Source organism: Ornithinimicrobium sufpigmenti, assembly GCF_004322775.1.
GTDB classification, from domain to species: domain Bacteria; phylum Actinomycetota; class Actinomycetes; order Actinomycetales; family Dermatophilaceae; genus Ornithinicoccus; species Ornithinicoccus sufpigmenti.
Window position 1 is genome coordinate 189,669 of record NZ_CP036403.1, and the last position, 16,339, is coordinate 206,007.

Sequence of the window (16,339 nt, forward strand, 5' to 3'; positions counted from 1 at the left end):
GCACCCACCGTGGCCTGGATCTCGGGCAGACTGCCCGTCATGGGCGAGCACGATGAGCCAGAGCAGCAGGAGTCGGAGCAGGAGCCCACGGAGCAGGGACAGTCGGAGCAGGGACAGCCGGAGCAGGGGCAGCCGGAGAGCCTCGCCGGCCGCACCTTCACTCATCGGACCCTGCGTGAGTCCCGCTTCGTCGACTGCGACCTGAGCGGTGTCGTGATCCGTGGCAGTGAGGTAGCCGGGATGGAGATCGACTCACCCTGGCTCCTGGAGGACGGGAACCGGCTCGTGGTCAACGGCGTCGACGTCGTGCCGCTGATCGACGCGGTGCTCGACGAGCGCTTCCCGGGGCGTGAGCTGCGCGTGGCCGAGGAGCCCGCCGGCCTCACCCAGGCCTGGTCGGCGCTGGAGCGGACCTGGGCGGCCACCACCGAGCGGGCGAGGGCGATGCCGCCCGGCAGCGTCGAGGCCTCGGTCGACGGCGAGTGGTCCTTCACGCAGACGCTGCGACACCTGGTCATGGCGACGGACACCTGGCTCGGCCGGGCGATCCTCGAGCGCGACCGGCCCTACCACCCGGCCGGGCTCCCGGACGGCAGCAGCTCCGGTGCCTACGACGACGCCGACTTCTCACCCGACCCGCCCACCGTCACCGAGGTCCTGCAGGCGCGTGCCGACCGGCAGCGGATGGTGCGTGACTTCATCGCCGGTCTCACCCCGGACCTCCTGGCGGAGGGACGACGCAACCCGCACGATCCGGCATACCCCGAGACCGTGCTGTCCTGCCTGCGCACCGTCCTGGAGGAGGAGTGGGAGCACCATCGGTATGCCGTCCGCGACCTGGACGCGCTTGCTCAGGCGGACGAGCCTCGATGAGGTTTTCTCACGCGATCTGGCGTATGTCCTAGATGGAGGGATACACCTCGATCGAGACGCCACCGTCACAGACAGACAACGTCCTGCACCACATGCGACGTCGGCGACGTCGTCTGCGGTGCAGGACGTTGTCCTTCCCGGTCTGTCTCCGGAGACAGGTCAGGTTGGCTGCGCGACGTGGCCCTGCGACTCGTTGGTGACCTCGGCGCTCGGGTCGGAGTCGATGACCGGGGCGCCCGGGCCGGAGTCGGCGACCGGCGTGCTCGGGCTCCCGCCGGTGGCGCGAGCTGCCGGGTCGTCCCTGCGGCGCAGCAGGCGCATGGCGTTGACGATGACGATGAGCACGGACGCCTCGTGGACGAGCATCCCGACGGCCATGGTCACGCCGCCGAACAGCACACCGACCATCAGCAGCGCCACGGTGGCGAGGGCGATCACGATGTTCTGCCGCATGTTGTTCACGGTGCGCCTGGCGAGCGAGACCGCCTCGGGCAGCTTGAGCAGGTTGTCCTGCATCAGCGCGATGTCGGAGGTCTCGATCGCGACCCCGGTGCCGGCGGCGCCCATCGCCACGCCGATGTCGGCAGTGGCCAGCGCGGGGGCGTCGTTGACGCCGTCGCCGACCATGGCCACGGTGTAGCCCTGCTGACGCAGCTCCTCGACCGCCTCGAGCTTGTCCTCGGGCAGGAGCCCGGCGCGGACCTCGTCGATGCCCACCTGGCCACCGACCGCGCGGGCGACCGGCTCGATGTCGCCGGTGAGCATGACGACCTTCCTGACGCCGGCAGCGTGCAGCCGGCGCACCATCTCCGGGGCGTCCCGGCGGATCTGGTCGGCGACGGCGACCACGCCGATCGCGTGACCGTCGCAGGCGACGACCATGGGGGTGCGACCCTGCGCGGCCAGCTCGGCCACGACCTTCGCCGCCCCGTCGGCGTCCGCACTGACCTCGACCTGCTCGGGTTGCATGGCGTGCTCGGCCTGCTCCGCCCGCAGCAGGGCCAGGTTGCCGACCGCCACCCGGTGACCGTCGAGGGTGGCCACGATGCCCTTGCCGGGGACCGGCTCGGTGTGCTCCGGCAGGCCGATCACCGGCAGACCGCGCTGTGCGGCGGCCTCCAGGATGGGGCGGGCCAGCGGGTGCTCGGACCCGGCCTCGGCGCGAGCGGCATACCGCAGCACCTCGTCCTCGTCGACCGGCGGGTGGTCCGGACCGAGTGCATTGGCGCCGTCAAGCAGGACCACGTCGGTCAGCTGCGGACGACCCTCGGTCAGGGTGCCGGTCTTGTCCAGCGCGACGGCGTCGATCTTGGCAGAGGTCTCGAGGAACTCGCCGCCCTTGATCAGGATGCCGTCCTTGGCGCCGCGGCCGATGCCGGCGACGATCGAGACGGGGATGGAGATGACCAGCGCGCCGGGGCAGGCGATGACCAGCAGGGTCAGGGCCAGGACGACGTCCCGGGTGACCAGGCCGACAACGGCCGCGAGCGCGATGATCGCGGGGGTGTACCAGCCGGAGAAGCGGTCCATGAACTTCTGCGTCCGCGCCTTGGCGTCCTGCGCCTCCTCGACCCGGTGGATGATCCGGGCCAGGGTGGTGTCGGCGCCGACGCCGGTGGCCTCGACCTGCAGGAAGCCCCCGGTGGAGATGGTGCCGGCGAAGACCTGGTCGCCGGTCGTCTTCTCCACCGGGATGGACTCGCCGGTGATGGAAGCCTCGTCGAGCGCGCCGGTGCCGCCGGTGACCTTGCCGTCCACCGGCACCTTGGCGCCGTTCTTGACCAGGACGGTCTCGCCGAACCCCACCTCGTGGGCGGGGACCTCGACCTGCTCGTCGTCGCGCAGCACCACGGCCACGTCGGGGGCGACCGCGACCAGCTCGGCGAGTGCCGAGCGGGTCCTGTTCAGGGTCGCGTCCTCGAGGGCGTGCCCGATGGCGAACAGGAAGGTGACGGCGGCCGCCTCCCAGTACTCACCGATGATCACCGCGCCGATGGCGGCGACCGAGACCAGCAGGTCGATGCCGATCACCCTGACGCTGAGCGCCGTGACGGCCTTCTTCACCACGGGGGTGCCGGCCACGACCGCGGCGGCGACCATGAGGAGGTCACCCCACAGCTGGTTCTGCCCAAGACGGCTGGCCGCGACCGAGGCCAGGATCAGCAGTCCCGAGACCGCGGGGACGGCCCAGCGGCCGACCAGCCACGACTGGACCTTGTGCATGTGTTCTTTCCTCTCAGGAGCGTGTGAGGTATGCGGCGGCAGCCGCTGGCAGGGTCCGCCGTGTCAGAAGGCGGCGGGCGTGGCCTGGTAGCCGGCCTTGCCCACAGCGGCGACGAGGTCGTCGGCGGTGACCCGGACCGGGTCGTGCGCGACCTCGACACGGGAGGAGGCGAAGTGCACCGTGACGGACTCCACACCCTCGAGGCGGCCGACCTGCTTCTCGATCTTGGCCACGCAGCTGGGGCAGGAGAAGCCCTCGGCACGCAGGATGGTCTTCTTGGTGGTGGTGGTGCTCATGGTCTGTCCCTTCGTTGTCCAGTCCCCCTCTCAAGGGGGTTGCTCACAACGTACGGAGATCGCGCAGACGGTTCCTTGACGCAGGTCAAGTCCCTGTCATGCGAGGTCACGAGGCTGGTAGAACAGTCCCATGGGGCTCATCGACGCCGACGCTCTGGTCATCGACCAGCTCACCCGACTCTTCCGCAGCGACTTCGAGATCCACGAGGGTGACGAGGTCGTCGGCCGCATCACCACGCAGGGCAGCACCATGGCGCGGATGTTCGGCGGTCACCGGGAGTTCGAGGTCACCGAGCCGGACGGCACACAGGTGCTGCGGCTCGTGGACGTGATGAACTTCATGAGCCGGGACACCTACCAGGTGCTCGACGGGGCCGACCAGCCGCTGGGGACGCTGCGCCGGGAGTTCACCCTCTTCACCAAGAAGGTCTCCTTCCTCCCCTCCGACGGCGGGGACCCGCTCGAGGTGCGTGGCTCCTTCCTCGGCTACGACTACTCGATCATGGTCCGCAACGAACCGGTGGCCCGGATCTCCCGTCGATGGGCCGGGCTGACCACCAGTCTCTTCGGCGGGCAGCGGTATGCGGTGAGCTTCCTCCCCGGCGCCAGCCCCCGGCTGCGGCAGATCATCCTGGGCACGGTCATCGCGATCGACCTGATGAAGGCCAAGGACGACGGTGCGGCCGCGGCGTCCTCAGGCTGACCACCCCGCCCGAGGCCGGTCCGATCGGCGACGGACGGGCTGATCGCGAGCCCGCCGGGGCGCGCGCCGCTCTACCAGCTGCGCACCCGGACGAGGTGCCCCACGACCGAGGGCACCCAGCCCTGCTCGCGCCGCATCCAGCGGACCGCGACGAGGTTGCTCGGCACCACGACGAAGTCACCGGCGGCGACGGCCAGGTCGGTGCCGAAGACGTCGGTGACGACCTCCCAGGCCAGGTCGGTGTGGCGGTGCAGGTGCTCACCGACCGCCACGGCATACCGCTGCACGATCGCGTCGTGGTCGGCGCTCCGGTCGGCCAGCCAGGACGTGAGCGCGCGGTCCAGCCCGGCACTGATGGAGGTCAGGTCGTCCACGTCGACGTCCTCGGCGGCCAGCTCCTCCAGGGCCCGGGCGATGTGGGCCTTCTCCTCCTCGCCGAGCCGGCGCGACTCAGGAGTCAGGGGCAGGTCGCTCACCGGCTCGCCGCCGGGGTCGGGCAGGGTGGACAGCCGTGGCTCGGGCTCGGTGGTCTCCCGCGTCGCCACGGCCCGCTTGACCCGGTCGAGGAAGCTCATCCACCCAGCGTAGTTCGATGGACGCTAGACCGGGGGCCGCGGCGGGAAGGGTGGCCGGTGCTCCGGGGCGTCGGACAGGCGGCTGTGGCGACCGCGGCGTGACCAGCTCCAGCGCTGCAGGTGGCGGAAGATCCAGGCGGTGGCCACCTCGCGGCCGGTGGCGACATACTCCACCGCCGAGTCGTTGAACAGCGTGGACGCGATCAGGTCCAGGTCAGCTTCCCGCCCCAGCAGCAGGAGGATGTCCCCTTCCTGCAGGGGGGCCCGCAGGTCCGGGGTGAAGGTGCGTCGCCCGGCGCGGACCAGCACGGCCGGGTATGCCGCGAGCCGCACCTCGCGGTCGTCCGGGTCGCGCAGCACGTCGCCGACCAGCAGCTGCTCGCTGCGCAGCCAGCGCACCGCAGCGGGGGCGTGCGCGACGTCGATGTCGATGCGGGCGGAGACCGGCGTCTCCGCCCCGACCACCGAGACGATCTCCTCCATCACCCGACGGCACCAGTCGTCGTCCTCGTGCAGCACGTGGTCGACGAAGCTCCAGTAGTGGGGTGAGGTGATCCGAGCCACCGCCTCGCGTGCCAGCAGCTCGGTCGGGATGAACACCGAGTCGGGGTCGAAGGCGGCCAGCGGGGCCTCGTTGACGGTGGAGTTCTGCCGCACCGCGACGAAGAGCTCGTCGTTCTCGATCCGGGCGTGCGCGGCCATCGCCAGGTTGACGATGTCTGACTCCGCCCCCGCGACGAAGCCGACCGCGCCGGAGACGTCCGGCTTGCCGTGGGCGGGGTCGACGAGCACCACGTCCAGCCCCGCGCTCTCCAGGTCGCTGGTCACCTCGACCCCGAAGGAGCCGTCGGCGCAGACCACCCATCGTCCTTCCGCGAGGTGCTCCAGATGGTGCGGCAGCTCCGCGCTGCGCCGGCTCATCAGCCAGGACGCGAACCGGAAGCTGAACGGCCGCCGCAGTGCCATGACGAGGTAGGCGCCATACCGGTCGAAGGGGTTGACGACGACGTCAGCGGCGAAGTCGTGCATCTGCTGGGCGTGCTCGCGGTTGGCCGACCGGGCGATGACCATGAGCTCGGGCCGGAGCAGGTTGACCGCCATCACCACGGCCAGGTTGGTCTCGTCGCTGTCGGTGAGGGCCAGCACCGCCTCGCACTGGTCACGCCCCAGCCCTGCCAGCCCGAGCATCCGCGGGTCGCGCCCGCTGCCCACCAGGCCAGGGTGGTCGGTGAGGTAGCCGTCGAGGGCCAGCTGCTGGACGCGCTCCTCGTCCTGGTCCAGCACCACGAAGGCCCTCCCCTGCTCCTCCAGCGCCCGGCAGACCGCCTCTCCCGCGCGACCGTAGCCGACCACCAGGACGAAGGGGGTCCGCACCGCCCGGAGCTTGCGGCTGAACCGTTGCAGCGCGAGCGCCTGCCGGAAGGTGCGGTTCTGGGACAGGGCGAGCAGGGCAGCGATCGAGTAGGTCCAGGCGAGCACCGAGGAGTAGATGGTGAGCATGACCCACATCCGCTGCTGGGTGCTGAAGGCGTGGGGCAGCTCGCCGAAGCCGATGGTCAGACCCGTGTAGCTGACCACGTAGAAGCTCTCGAACAGCGACAGCGGCTGCGGGTTCTCCTCCGTGCCGGGCATGAGCGAGAGGCCGAAGGTCATGAGGGCGAAGACGGCCACCACGACGACGAGCGGCGCGCGCATCTGACGCAGCACCAGGAAGAGAGCGTCCGTGGTCGGCGGCTCCGTGGGGACCTCGACCCGGGTCCGGCGCAGGGAGTCGGGCCGCGGCCGGGCAGGGTCGCCCCGGCGGAGCAGCTGGAGCAGGTTGGCCATCGAGCGTGCCCGTCCGCCTCAGCGGCGCCGGTAGGAGACGGTCTCGACGACGAGCAGCACGATCGAGACGATGTTGGCCAGCAGGGCGCCGGCAGCGATCGAGACCACGCTGGACATGTGGGCGTCGGTGACCTCGGCGGGGTCGACGTGGCTGGCCCAGACCCACACCAGGGTGGCGATGATGAGCTGGATGCTGGCCACCAGGCTGGTCGCCAGGTGCACGGCGCCGATCTGTGTGCGGTCGCCGAACTTGAGGATCGTGGCGATGATGTTCACCACCACCGCGGCGTACAGCTCGTAGGCGTTGTGCATGTCGGGGTCGCTCATGTCCCCGAGGACGTAGCCGAAGTTCAGCGTCGCCGCCATGAGCACGAAGAAGCCGAAGACGACCTTCTCTAGGTTCACAGCCCGACCATAACGCCGCTGGTCCGTCAGCGGTGTTTCCTACCATGGCGGGTATGGAGCTGCACCGGGCCGCCGCGCTGGCCGAGCGCCTGCTGCGCGAGCACGGGCTGACCGGTTGGGGCTTCGCCTTCGACCGCGCTCGGGTCCGGGCCGGAGCCTGCCACCACCACGACCGCAGGATCACCCTCAGTCCCCACCTGACCCGGGCGCACGACGAGGAGCAGGTGCGCGAGACGCTCCTGCACGAGATCGCGCACGCCCTGGTCGGGCCCCAGCACGGCCACGACGAGGTATGGCGGGCCCGCGCCCTGGCGATCGGGTCGACCGGGCGCCGGTGCTACCCGGTGGGCGAGGAGCCGGTGGTGCCCGGACGGTGGCAGGGCCGGTGCGTGGCGGGGCACGTGGTCCACCGGCACCGTCGGCCGACCCGGGTCCTGGTGTGCACCCGTTGTCGAGGCGTGCCGACCCTCGACCGGGTGCTGCGGTGGGCGCACGACGGGAGGACCGTGGCCGAGCGGGAGCTCGGCCCCCAGGTGGTGCGGGTGATGGCCCAGCTGCGCGCCCAGGACGGCCCGGCCCGGGAGGACCCCGACCGGCGATGATGAACGTGATCAAAGCGTGATCCGCTTCAGTGTGATCTGGAGCACCTTCCTGTACTAGCGTCACCCCAGGAGTGTCGGTGTCAGCATGCCTGTCCCGCCCCCGGCGACAGGCCACCGACCCCGCGGCGGAAGGAGCCAAAGGTGGCGAACTCACGGTGGAGAAGGCTTGCGCCCCCCGCGATCGCGGCGGTGGCGGCACTGAGCCTCACTGGATGTCTGCAGAACCCTGACGCCGGTCGCGGCAATGCCGCGGCCGCCGGTGTCGGTGAGCCGGAGGAGGGAGACGGCAGCGTCTCGATCATGGGTGCCTTCGGTGGTGATGAGGAGGCACAGTTCCTGGCCTCGCTGGAGAAGTTCCAGGAGGAGAGCGGGATCGACATCACCTACGTGAGCGACCAGGACTTCACCAACACCGTCCAGGTGCGGGTCAACGCGGGTGACCCTCCCGACATCGGCCTGTTCCCCCAGCCCGGTGGCGTGATGAACATGGCCGACGCCGGCCACGTGGTGCCGATCGACGCCTTCCTCGACTACGACGCCCTCGACGCCTCGCTGATCCCCGGCTTCCTCGACTCCGCCCGTTACCAGGGCCGGGTCTACGCCGCCCCGATGCGGATGGCGGTGAAGTCGGTCGTCTGGTACCCGAAGAAGGCCGCCGAGGAGGCCGGCTGGGACATGGAGCCGGAGACCCTGGCCGAGCTGCAGGAGCTGGCCGACCAGATCCAGGCCGACACCGGTGCAGCTCCCTGGTGCATCGGCTGGCAGGCGGACCAGGCCACCGGCTGGGTGGGCACCGACTGGATCGAGGAGTACATGCTGCGCCTGCACGGTCCGGACGTCTACGACGACTGGATCTACCACCGGATGCCGTTCAACGACGAGAAGGTGGTCCAGGCGTTCGAGGCCTACGGCGAGCTCGCCAACAAGGAGGGCAACGTCCTGGGCGGCTCGCAGGGCATCCTCAACACCCCCTTCGGCGACGCCATGAACCCCGCCTTCCGGGAGGACCCGGGCTGCTACCTCATGCGCCAGGGCAACTTCGCGACCGGCTTCCTTCCCGAGGACGTCCAGGCGAACCTCGACGAGGAGGTCGGCACCTTCATCTTCCCGCGGGCCGAGGAGGGCTACGACGGCCAGCCGATCCTGGGCGGCGGCGACCTGGCCGCGGCGTTCAGCTACGACACCGACACGATCGCGGTGATGGAGTTCCTCACCAGCGCCGAGTTCGGCGGCCCGTGGGCCGAGGCCGGCGGCTGGCTGAGCCCGCACAGCACCTTCGACCTCTCGCTCTACCCCGATGAGACCACTCGCGGGATCGCCCAGATGGCCATCGAGGCCGACGTCTTCCGCTACGACGGCTCCGACGTCATGCCGCGCGAGGTCGGCTCGGGCACCTTCTGGACCGGCATGGTGGAGTTCCAGGCCGGCGACCGGACCGCCCAGGAGGTCACCGACATGATCGAGGACCAGTGGCCGGAGGAGGCCGTCGAGGACCAGTCGGACGTCGGTGAGGAGGGTGATGACCAATGACCATGTCCCAGTCCACCCCACCGGTCGGGGAGGACGTGCCAGACAGCCCGGACGTCAGCCCCGTCCAGACGCAGAACCCCTCGACCGGGCCCAAGGACGCCGGGCTGCAGCCGGTCAAGCTGCTCATCGGCGTGGTCGGCATCGCGGTCACCGTCTGGGCGCTCGGTAACCTCTTCCTGGCCTTCGCCTGGTACCCCGGCTGGTTCTTCAACAGCAAGATCCTGATGGCCGCGCTCGGCCTGATCGCCGGCGTCGGTGGGGCAGCGGTGCTGTTCTGGTTCCTCAACCTGGCGATCGAGGCGCTCCCGCGCCGGCTCGAGCACGGCGTGATGCCCTACGCCTTCCTCCTGCCCGGCTTCAGCCTCATCGGGCTGATGCTGCTCTACCCGACCATCCAGACGATCCACTACAGCTTCGCCAACCGCGACAGCACCGAGTACGCCGAACCGATCTGGGCCAACTACCAGGCGCTGTTCGAGAGTTCTGCCTTCTGGTCGGCGATCTTCAACAACCTGCTGTGGATCGCGATCGTCCCGGCCGTCACCGTCGCCATCGGCGTCGCGGTCGCGGTCCTGGCCGACAAGCTCTCTGCCGCGGGGGAGAAGTGGAGCAAGAGCTTCATCTTCCTGCCGATGGCGATCAGCTTCGTGGCCGCCTCGACGATCTGGCTGACCACCATCTACGGCTACCGTCCCCCGGGCGAGCCGCAGATCGCGGTGCTCAACGCCTTCGCGGTCAACGTGCTGGGCATGGACCCGCAGCCCTGGCTGGACATCTCCGACGGCCGGCTGAACTCGCTGCTGCTGATGGTGATCCTGATCTGGCTGCAGACCGGGTTCGCGATGGTGCTGCTGTCCTCGGCGATCAAGAACGTGCCCGAGGACACCATCGAGGCGGCGCGCATCGACGGGGCCACCGAGCTGCAGATCTTCTGGCAGGTCGTCATCCCGCAGATCTGGGGCACCATCGTCACCGTCTTCATCACCGTGCTCATCCTGGTGATGAAGGTTTTCGACATCGTCTACGTGCTGACCAACGGCCGCAACGACACCGATGTCATCGCGAACATGTTCTTCCGCGAGCTGTTCACCAACCAGAACGCCGGCCGGGCGACCGCGCTCATCGTGGTCCTCCTCGTGGCGGTCATCCCGATCCTGATCTACCAGGTCAGGGACTTCCGGAAGCAGGAGGCCATGCGATGAGCGCCCACACCACGACATCGGAGACATCGGATCCCACGTCGAGGCCAGCGACCAGGACCAAGACGCAGAAGCGGATGAAGGACGGGCGCCGCCGCAGCCCGTTCTCGATGGTGACCATGTTCCTGCTGGCCCTGCTGTGGACCCTGCCGACCGTCGGTCTGCTGGTCACCAGCTTCCGCAGCCGTGACGACGCCCTGTCCAGTGGCTGGTGGGACGCGATCATCAACCCCTTCGGCACCTCGTGGACGCTGGACAACTACGCCGCCGTCTTCGAGCAGGCCAACATGGGGACCGCGTTGATCAACGGGCTGGCGGTGGCCATCCCGGCCACGATCATCCCGATCATGTTCGCGGCCTTCGCGGCCTACGCGTTCACCTTCCTGCAGTTCCGGTTCAAGGAGACGCTGTTCATCGTCATCGTCGCGGTGATGGTGGTGCCGATCCACGTGGCCTTCCAGCCGCTGCTGGACCTGTTCGGGCCGCGCGGCCTCGGCATCTCGGGCGAGTACCTCGCGGTCTGGCTGCTGCACACCGGTTTCGGTATGCCGTTGTGCATCTACGTGCTGCGCAACTACATGGCCTCGCTGCCGTTCAGCATCGTCGAGTCGGCCCGCATCGACGGGTGCACCAACTTCCAGATCTTCTGGCGGCTGGTGGCGCCGATGGCGATGCCGGCGATGGCGGCCTTCGCCACCCTGCAGTTCCTGTGGGTGTGGAACGACCTGCTCATCGCCAAGCTGTTCCTGTCACCGGACAACACCACGGTGATCGTCCAGCTGCAGCAGCTGCTGGGCACCCAGGGCCAGGGCGCCGAGCTGCTCACCGCCGGGGCGTTCATCTCCATGGTGGTGCCGATGATCGTCTTCTTCGCCCTCCAGAACTTCCTGGTCCGCGGCATGACGAGCGGCGCCGTGAAGGGGTAGTCCTGCTCCAGACCCGCCCCGTGACCGCACCGGCCCGGACCTGCCCGCACGGCAGGCCCGGGCCGGTGCGCTGGGGCCGATGGTCGGGCTGGACGACGTCACCGGGGGCCGGAGGCAGAGGCACGTTCTGCCCCGCCGCTGACTAGGGTGGGGCCATGGAGCTCCTCGACCTTGTCGCCGCCCTCGATGCAGAGCTGGTCGACACCCCGAGTCACCCCAGCGGCGTGCTGGTCACCGGGGTCAGCCACCAGGCCAACTGGATCCGTCCGGGCCAGGCGTTCGTCGCCATCCGGGGGGCCCACTTCGACGGGCACGGCTTCATCAGCGACGCCATCGAGCGCGGTGCCGTGGCGGTCATCGGCGAGGGCCTGCCGGCCAACACGATCTGCAACGTCCCCTATCTCATCGTGCCTGACGCGCGCGCGGCACTCGCCGACGCGGCCACCGAGGTGGCGGGGCGACCCAGCGACCGGTTGACCGTGCTCGGCGTGACCGGCACCGACGGCAAGACCACCACCTCCGCCATCGCCCTGCACCTGCTGCGCACGGCCGGTCACCGGACCGGCCTGCTGTCGACGATCGGCTACGAGCTGCCCGACGGGGTCCTGCGCCAGCCGCCCGCGCACTTCACCACCCCCGAGGCGCCGCAGGTGCAGCAGATCCTGCGCGACATGGTCAACAACCAGGCCACGCACGCCGTCGTCGAGTCCTCCAGTCACGCGCTGGCGATGGACCGGGTCCGTGGGGTGTCCTACGACATCGGGATCTGGACCAACCTCACCGGCGAGCACCTCGACTTCCACGGGACGATGGAGCAGTACTTCGCCGACAAGGCCAAGCTCGTCCGGCGGGCCCGGCACAGCGTGCTCAACGTCGACGACCAGCCGTGGTTCGAGCGGCTGGTCCCGCTGGCGGAGGAGGACGGCGGGACGTACACCTCATACTCCGCCGAGGGTGGGCAGGCCGGCTGGCGGGCCACCGACGTGCAGGAGGAGCCGCACGCCCTGACCTTCACCGTGCACAGCCCGGACGGCAGCGCCGAGGCGACGCTGCCGATGATCGGGCGGTTCAACGTGGCCAACGCGCTGGCGGCCATGGCCGGTGTCGCCGCTGCCGGTGTAGGGCTCGAGGACCTGGTGGCCGCGCTGGCGACCTTCCCGGGAGTGGCCGGCCGGATGGAGATGGTCGAGCGCGGGGCGGGGGAGCCGCGCGTCATCGTGGACTTCGCGCACACCGCTCCGAGCCTGCAGAAGGCGCTGGAGACGGTGCGGGTGACCACAGACGGGCAGCTGTGGGTGGTGATCGGCTCGGCCGGCGGGCAACGCGACCCCTCCAAGCGCGCGCCGTTGGGCCGGGTCGCGACGACCTACGGCGACCATGCGGTCTTCACCGAGGAGGACCACCGCACGACCCCGCTGCAGGACATCCTGGAGGAGATGGAGCGCGGCGCCCGCGAGGCCGGCAACGCCAACTTCGTCTCGATCGGGGACCGCACCGAAGCGATCCGGTATGCCGTGCGTGAGGCCGGCCCTGACGACACCGTGGTCCTGGCCGGCAAGGGTCCGGAGCAGACCCTGGAGCGCGGCACCGAGTTCATCCCCTGGGTGGAGATCGACGAGGCCCGCCGCGCGCTCGCCGCCCGCCGCGGCGAGGACGTCTGACCGGCGACACGGTCTGCCCCCGACCGGCGACACGGTCTGCCCCCGACCGGCGACACGGTCTGCTCGTCAGTCGGTGGTCGCGCCCGGCTTCTCCTGCCCCGAGGCCCCGCTCTCTGACGGCTCCATGGCGAGCGCCGGGACGGGCGGGTGGCGACGCGCCCACCACAGCAGGCCGACGCCGAGCAGGATGAGCGGCACGGTCAGCCACTGGCCCATCGACAGCCCGGTCGTCTCGACCAGCCAGGTCAGCTGGGAGTCGGGCTCGCGGAAGAACTCGACGACGAACCGTGCCAGTCCGAGCGTGAGCGCGAAGACGCCCGCCAGCAGGCCGGGCCGCAGCCGGGCCCCGGTCCGCCAGAACAGCCAGCTCAGGACCAGCAGGGGGATGAGTCCCTCGCCGATGGCCTGGTAGAGCTGGCTCGGGTGCCGGGCCTGATCGTCGGCGGCCGGGAAGACCATGGCCCAGGGCACGTCGCCCGGGCGACCCCACAGCTCCCCGTTGACGAAGTTGGCCAGCCGGCCCAGCAGCATGCCCAGCGGCACCACGGTGGCGACGTAGTCGGTCACCCGCAGCACGTTGAGCCGGTGCCGCCAGGCCACCCAGCCGACGGCGAGCAGCACGCCGATGAGCCCGCCGTGGAAGCTCATCCCGCCCTCCCAGACCTTGAGCAGGTTCAGCGAGGTGAGCAGGCTGGGGTTGTAGAAGAGCGCATAGCCCAGGCGGCCGCCGGCGATGATGCCGATGATGACGCCGAGGATGAGGGTGTCGAGCTGGTCCCGGTCCATCGGCGACCCGGGGCGGCGGATCATCCGGGTCAGCAGCCAGTAGCCGCCGAGGATCCCGACCAGGTAGGCCAGGGAGTAGAACCTGAGCGTGAGCGGTCCGAGCTCGATTCCCTGCCGCAGCCCCAGCTCGTCCCACTGCAGCGGCTCTCCGGAGGCGGCGAGCACGCCGGGATCGGTCATGAGCCCCGACCCGGGGTCGGTCACGAGGTGGGCCAGGTAGGTCAGCAGCAGCACGCCTCGACCCTAGCCGGTGCGTCTGGGCACGGCAGGGGCATGGCAGGGGCCCACCATCTCCCCGACAGAACACGCCAAAAGGCCCGACAGAACACGCGAGAAGGCTTTTCAGAACACGGGAGAAGGCTTTTCAGAACACGTGAGAAGGTGCGACCGGACACGTCATCCCGACTGCTGATCCTGCTCGCGAGGTCAGAGGCGCGGGGCGATCTCGTGTAGACGGTGTTCCCGTGTCCGGTCGGGCTCCTTCCCGTGTTCGGTCGGGCTCTTTCCCGTGTCCGGTCGGGCCCTTTTCCCGTGTTCGGTGACCTAGTGGCCCGCGTTTGAAGTTGCTTGACGGTTCGCTTTCTTGAGAATCTCGTCGGCGGTCTTGGTCCACACGAACGGGTGGCACCGGTCGTTCCAGCCGTCTATGAAGGCGCGGATCTTGGCGTTGAGGTCCTTGACGGAGCCGAAGCTGCCGCGGTGGATGGCCTGGCGCTCGATGATGGAGAACCAGACCTCGACCAGGTTGAGCCAGGAGCCAGAGGTTGGGGTGTGGTGGACGTGGATGCGTGGGTTCTTGTCCAGCCAGGTCCGGACCTCGGCCTTCTTGTGGGTGGCGTAGTTGTCCATCACCAGGTGCAGCTCGCCTTCGGGGTAGGCGCGGGCGACCTGCTTGAGGAACGCGAGGAACTCCTGGTGCCGGTGCCGGGGCTTGCAGGCGCCGGTGACCTTGCCGGTGGCGATCTCCAGCGCCGCGAACAGCGTGGTCGTCCCGTGCCGCTTGTAGTCGTGGGTGCGCCGCTGGGGCAGGCCGGGTTGCATCGGCAACATGGGCGCGGTCCGGTCCAGCGCCTGGATCTGGGACTTCTCGTCCACGCAGAGCACGATCGCGTTCTCCGGCGGTTCCAGGTAGAGACCGACCACGTCGGTGACCTTGGCCACCAGCTCGGGGTCGGTGGAGAACTTGAACGTCTCGACCCGCCACGGTTGCACCCCGTACTCGCGCCAGGCCCGCGCCACGGTCGCGTCCCCGATCCCCAGGTGCTTGGCCAGCAACCGGGTCGACCAGTGCGTCACCCCCAACTTCTTGGGCGGCGGCGTCAGCGTGGCCGCGACCACGTCACGGTGATCCACCTGCCGGGGCCGGCCCGACCGTGGTTCGTCGAGCAGCCCGTCCAGTCCCTTGTCCTGGTACCGGGCCCGCCACTTGATCACCGTCGTCCTGCTCGTGCCCAACCGGTCCGCGATCGCCTCGTTCGCCTCACCGGCCGACGCGGCCAGCACGATCCGGGCACGCAACACCAGCCCGGCACGCGTCGCCGTCGACCGGGTCCACCGCACCAATTGATCTCGGTCGTCCTCGCGCAGCATCAGGGCCGGGGCAGGTCGATTCGCCATACTCCATGATCCCAGCCCAACAACCGTTTAGGAACTAACGACGCGCCGCACTAGTCGCCGAAGGCGGTCAGGACCTCGGCGCGGGGGACGTCGGCGACGGAGGCGTGCGTCCAGCGCGGGGAGCGGTCCTTGTCGACCAGCTGGGCGCGGACCCCCTCGGCGAAGTCGGGGTGCCTGGCGAAGGCCGGACCCAGCGACAGGTCCTGGGCCAGGACCCCAGCCAGATCGAGGGATGCCGCCCGCCGGAGCGCCTCCAGGGTCACTGCGACCGAGTGCGGGGACCGCGACGCGATCGTCTCCGCCGCCTCCCGTGCCTCCGGCTCCGGCCGGGCGCGCAGTCGCTCGAGGATCTCCGCGGCGTCGTCCCCGGCGTAGCACTCGTCGACCCAGCCCCGTTGGGCCTGCAGCCACGACTCGGCCTCGTCGCCGCCGAGCGCCCCCACCAGCTGCGTCAGCGCCGCGGCGTCCAGCGTCGGGTCCTCGCGCAGCGCGTCCACCAGGCGGGCATGGGCGTCGCGAGGTACCTGCGCGTCCGCGAGCCCGAGCAGCACCGCGTCCGCGCCGCTCACCGGTGATCCGGTGAGGGCGAGGTGGGTGCCGGTCTGCCCAGGAGCCCGAGCCAGCAGGTGCAGCACCCCGACGTCGGGGAAGAAGCCGATGATGACCTCGGGCATGGCCAGCTGGGTGCGCTCGGTGACGAGGCGGACTGACCCGTGCGTGGACACCCCGAGCCCGCCGCCCATGACGATGCCGTCCATCCAGGCGATGTAGGGCTTGGGGAAGTCGGCGATCAGCTGGTTGACGGCATACTCCGCCTCCCAGTAGTCGACCGGCAGCTGCACGTCCCCCGCCACGACGGCCTCCCGCAGCGCCCGGACGTCGCCGCCCGCGCACAGCCCGCGCTCGCCGGCCCCCTCGATGAGGACGGCCCGCACGCTCTCGTCCGCCGCCCAGTCGGTGAGCACCTGCCGCAGCGAGTCGACCGAGGCCTGGTCGAGGGCGTTGATGGCCCGGGGCCGGTTCAGCCGGATCCGCCCGAGGGGACCGTCCACCGCATACAGAACCTCGTCCCCGTGCCCGGCCGCGGGCGTCCACCTGACCTGTTCCTCGCTCAT

At 70.1% G+C, this 16,339-nt stretch carries 15 protein-coding genes; 7 read left to right on the forward strand and 8 right to left on the reverse strand.

Features of this window, described 5'->3' with window-relative positions:
* Positions 1–39: 39 nt before the first annotated feature.
* Positions 40–873, forward strand: coding sequence for a DinB family protein (locus tag ESZ52_RS00890; RefSeq protein WP_131103274.1), 834 nt, complete (start codon positions 40–42; stop codon positions 871–873).
* Between the two features lie 159 nt (positions 874–1,032).
* Here ESZ52_RS00890 and ESZ52_RS00895 read toward each other — a convergent pair whose 3' ends face one another.
* Positions 1,033–3,096: a heavy metal translocating P-type ATPase gene (locus tag ESZ52_RS00895; RefSeq protein ID WP_131103275.1), complete on the reverse strand. Its 2,064-nt coding sequence runs from the start codon at positions 3,094–3,096 to the stop codon at positions 1,033–1,035.
* Positions 3,097–3,159: 63 nt separating this feature from the next.
* Positions 3,160–3,393 carry a heavy-metal-associated domain-containing protein gene (locus ESZ52_RS00900; protein WP_131103276.1) on the reverse strand — a complete coding sequence of 78 codons (234 nt, stop codon included), beginning with the start codon at positions 3,391–3,393 and terminating at the stop codon, positions 3,160–3,162.
* Between the two features lie 130 nt (positions 3,394–3,523).
* On the opposite strand from ESZ52_RS00900, the gene ESZ52_RS00905 reads away from it, so the two are divergent.
* Positions 3,524–4,096 (forward strand): LURP-one-related/scramblase family protein, encoded by a 573-nt coding sequence (locus ESZ52_RS00905; protein ID WP_131103277.1) that lies wholly within the window; start codon positions 3,524–3,526, stop codon positions 4,094–4,096.
* A 71-nt stretch (positions 4,097–4,167) separates the two neighbouring features.
* On the opposite strand, the gene ESZ52_RS00910 is transcribed toward ESZ52_RS00905, so the two are convergent.
* From ESZ52_RS00910 to ESZ52_RS00920, 3 genes are read right to left on the reverse strand one after another with little or no spacing between them, the layout of a single operon-like run.
* The gene (locus tag ESZ52_RS00910; RefSeq protein WP_131103278.1) at positions 4,168–4,671 is read right to left on the reverse strand and encodes a DUF3806 domain-containing protein; all 504 of its coding nucleotides are present in this window, start codon (positions 4,669–4,671) and stop codon (positions 4,168–4,170) included.
* A gap of 24 nt (positions 4,672–4,695) precedes the next feature.
* Positions 4,696–6,498: an NAD-binding protein gene (locus ESZ52_RS00915; RefSeq protein ID WP_131103279.1), complete on the reverse strand. Its 1,803-nt coding sequence runs from the start codon at positions 6,496–6,498 to the stop codon at positions 4,696–4,698.
* An 18-nt stretch (positions 6,499–6,516) separates the two neighbouring features.
* Positions 6,517–6,903, reverse strand: coding sequence for a DUF6394 family protein (locus ESZ52_RS00920; protein WP_131103280.1), 387 nt, complete (start codon positions 6,901–6,903; stop codon positions 6,517–6,519).
* 53 nt (positions 6,904–6,956) lie between these two features.
* On the opposite strand from ESZ52_RS00920, the gene ESZ52_RS00925 reads away from it, so the two are divergent.
* The 5 genes from ESZ52_RS00925 (at position 6,957) to ESZ52_RS00945 (ending at position 12,821) form a co-directional block, all read left to right on the forward strand.
* Positions 6,957–7,505 (forward strand): SprT-like domain-containing protein, encoded by a 549-nt coding sequence (locus ESZ52_RS00925; RefSeq protein WP_131103281.1) that lies wholly within the window; start codon positions 6,957–6,959, stop codon positions 7,503–7,505.
* Between the two features lie 141 nt (positions 7,506–7,646).
* Positions 7,647–9,035: an ABC transporter substrate-binding protein gene (locus tag ESZ52_RS00930; protein ID WP_238154665.1), complete on the forward strand. Its 1,389-nt coding sequence runs from the start codon at positions 7,647–7,649 to the stop codon at positions 9,033–9,035.
* Positions 9,032–10,237, forward strand: coding sequence for a carbohydrate ABC transporter permease (locus tag ESZ52_RS00935; protein ID WP_238154664.1), 1,206 nt, complete (start codon positions 9,032–9,034; stop codon positions 10,235–10,237). The genes ESZ52_RS00930 and ESZ52_RS00935 overlap by 4 nt, the downstream gene beginning before the upstream one ends.
* A 74-nt stretch (positions 10,238–10,311) precedes the next feature.
* Positions 10,312–11,160, forward strand: a complete 849-nt coding sequence (locus ESZ52_RS00940) for a carbohydrate ABC transporter permease (RefSeq protein ID WP_131106346.1) — start codon at positions 10,312–10,314, stop codon at positions 11,158–11,160.
* Between the two features lie 155 nt (positions 11,161–11,315).
* Positions 11,316–12,821: a UDP-N-acetylmuramoyl-L-alanyl-D-glutamate--2,6-diaminopimelate ligase gene (locus ESZ52_RS00945; protein ID WP_131103282.1), complete on the forward strand. Its 1,506-nt coding sequence runs from the start codon at positions 11,316–11,318 to the stop codon at positions 12,819–12,821.
* A gap of 66 nt (positions 12,822–12,887) precedes the next feature.
* Here the strand turns inward: ESZ52_RS00945 and lgt are convergent, their stop codons facing one another.
* The 3 genes from lgt to ESZ52_RS00960 form a co-directional block, all read right to left on the reverse strand.
* On the reverse strand, positions 12,888–13,841 hold the full coding sequence (gene lgt, locus ESZ52_RS00950) for a prolipoprotein diacylglyceryl transferase (RefSeq protein ID WP_238154663.1): 954 nt from the start codon (positions 13,839–13,841) through the stop codon (positions 12,888–12,890).
* Between the two features lie 309 nt (positions 13,842–14,150).
* Positions 14,151–15,224 (reverse strand): IS630 family transposase, encoded by a 1,074-nt coding sequence (locus ESZ52_RS00955; RefSeq protein WP_131103283.1) that lies wholly within the window; start codon positions 15,222–15,224, stop codon positions 14,151–14,153.
* A gap of 50 nt (positions 15,225–15,274) precedes the next feature.
* The gene (locus tag ESZ52_RS00960; RefSeq protein ID WP_131103284.1) at positions 15,275–16,339 is read right to left on the reverse strand and encodes an enoyl-CoA hydratase/isomerase family protein; all 1,065 of its coding nucleotides are present in this window, start codon (positions 16,337–16,339) and stop codon (positions 15,275–15,277) included.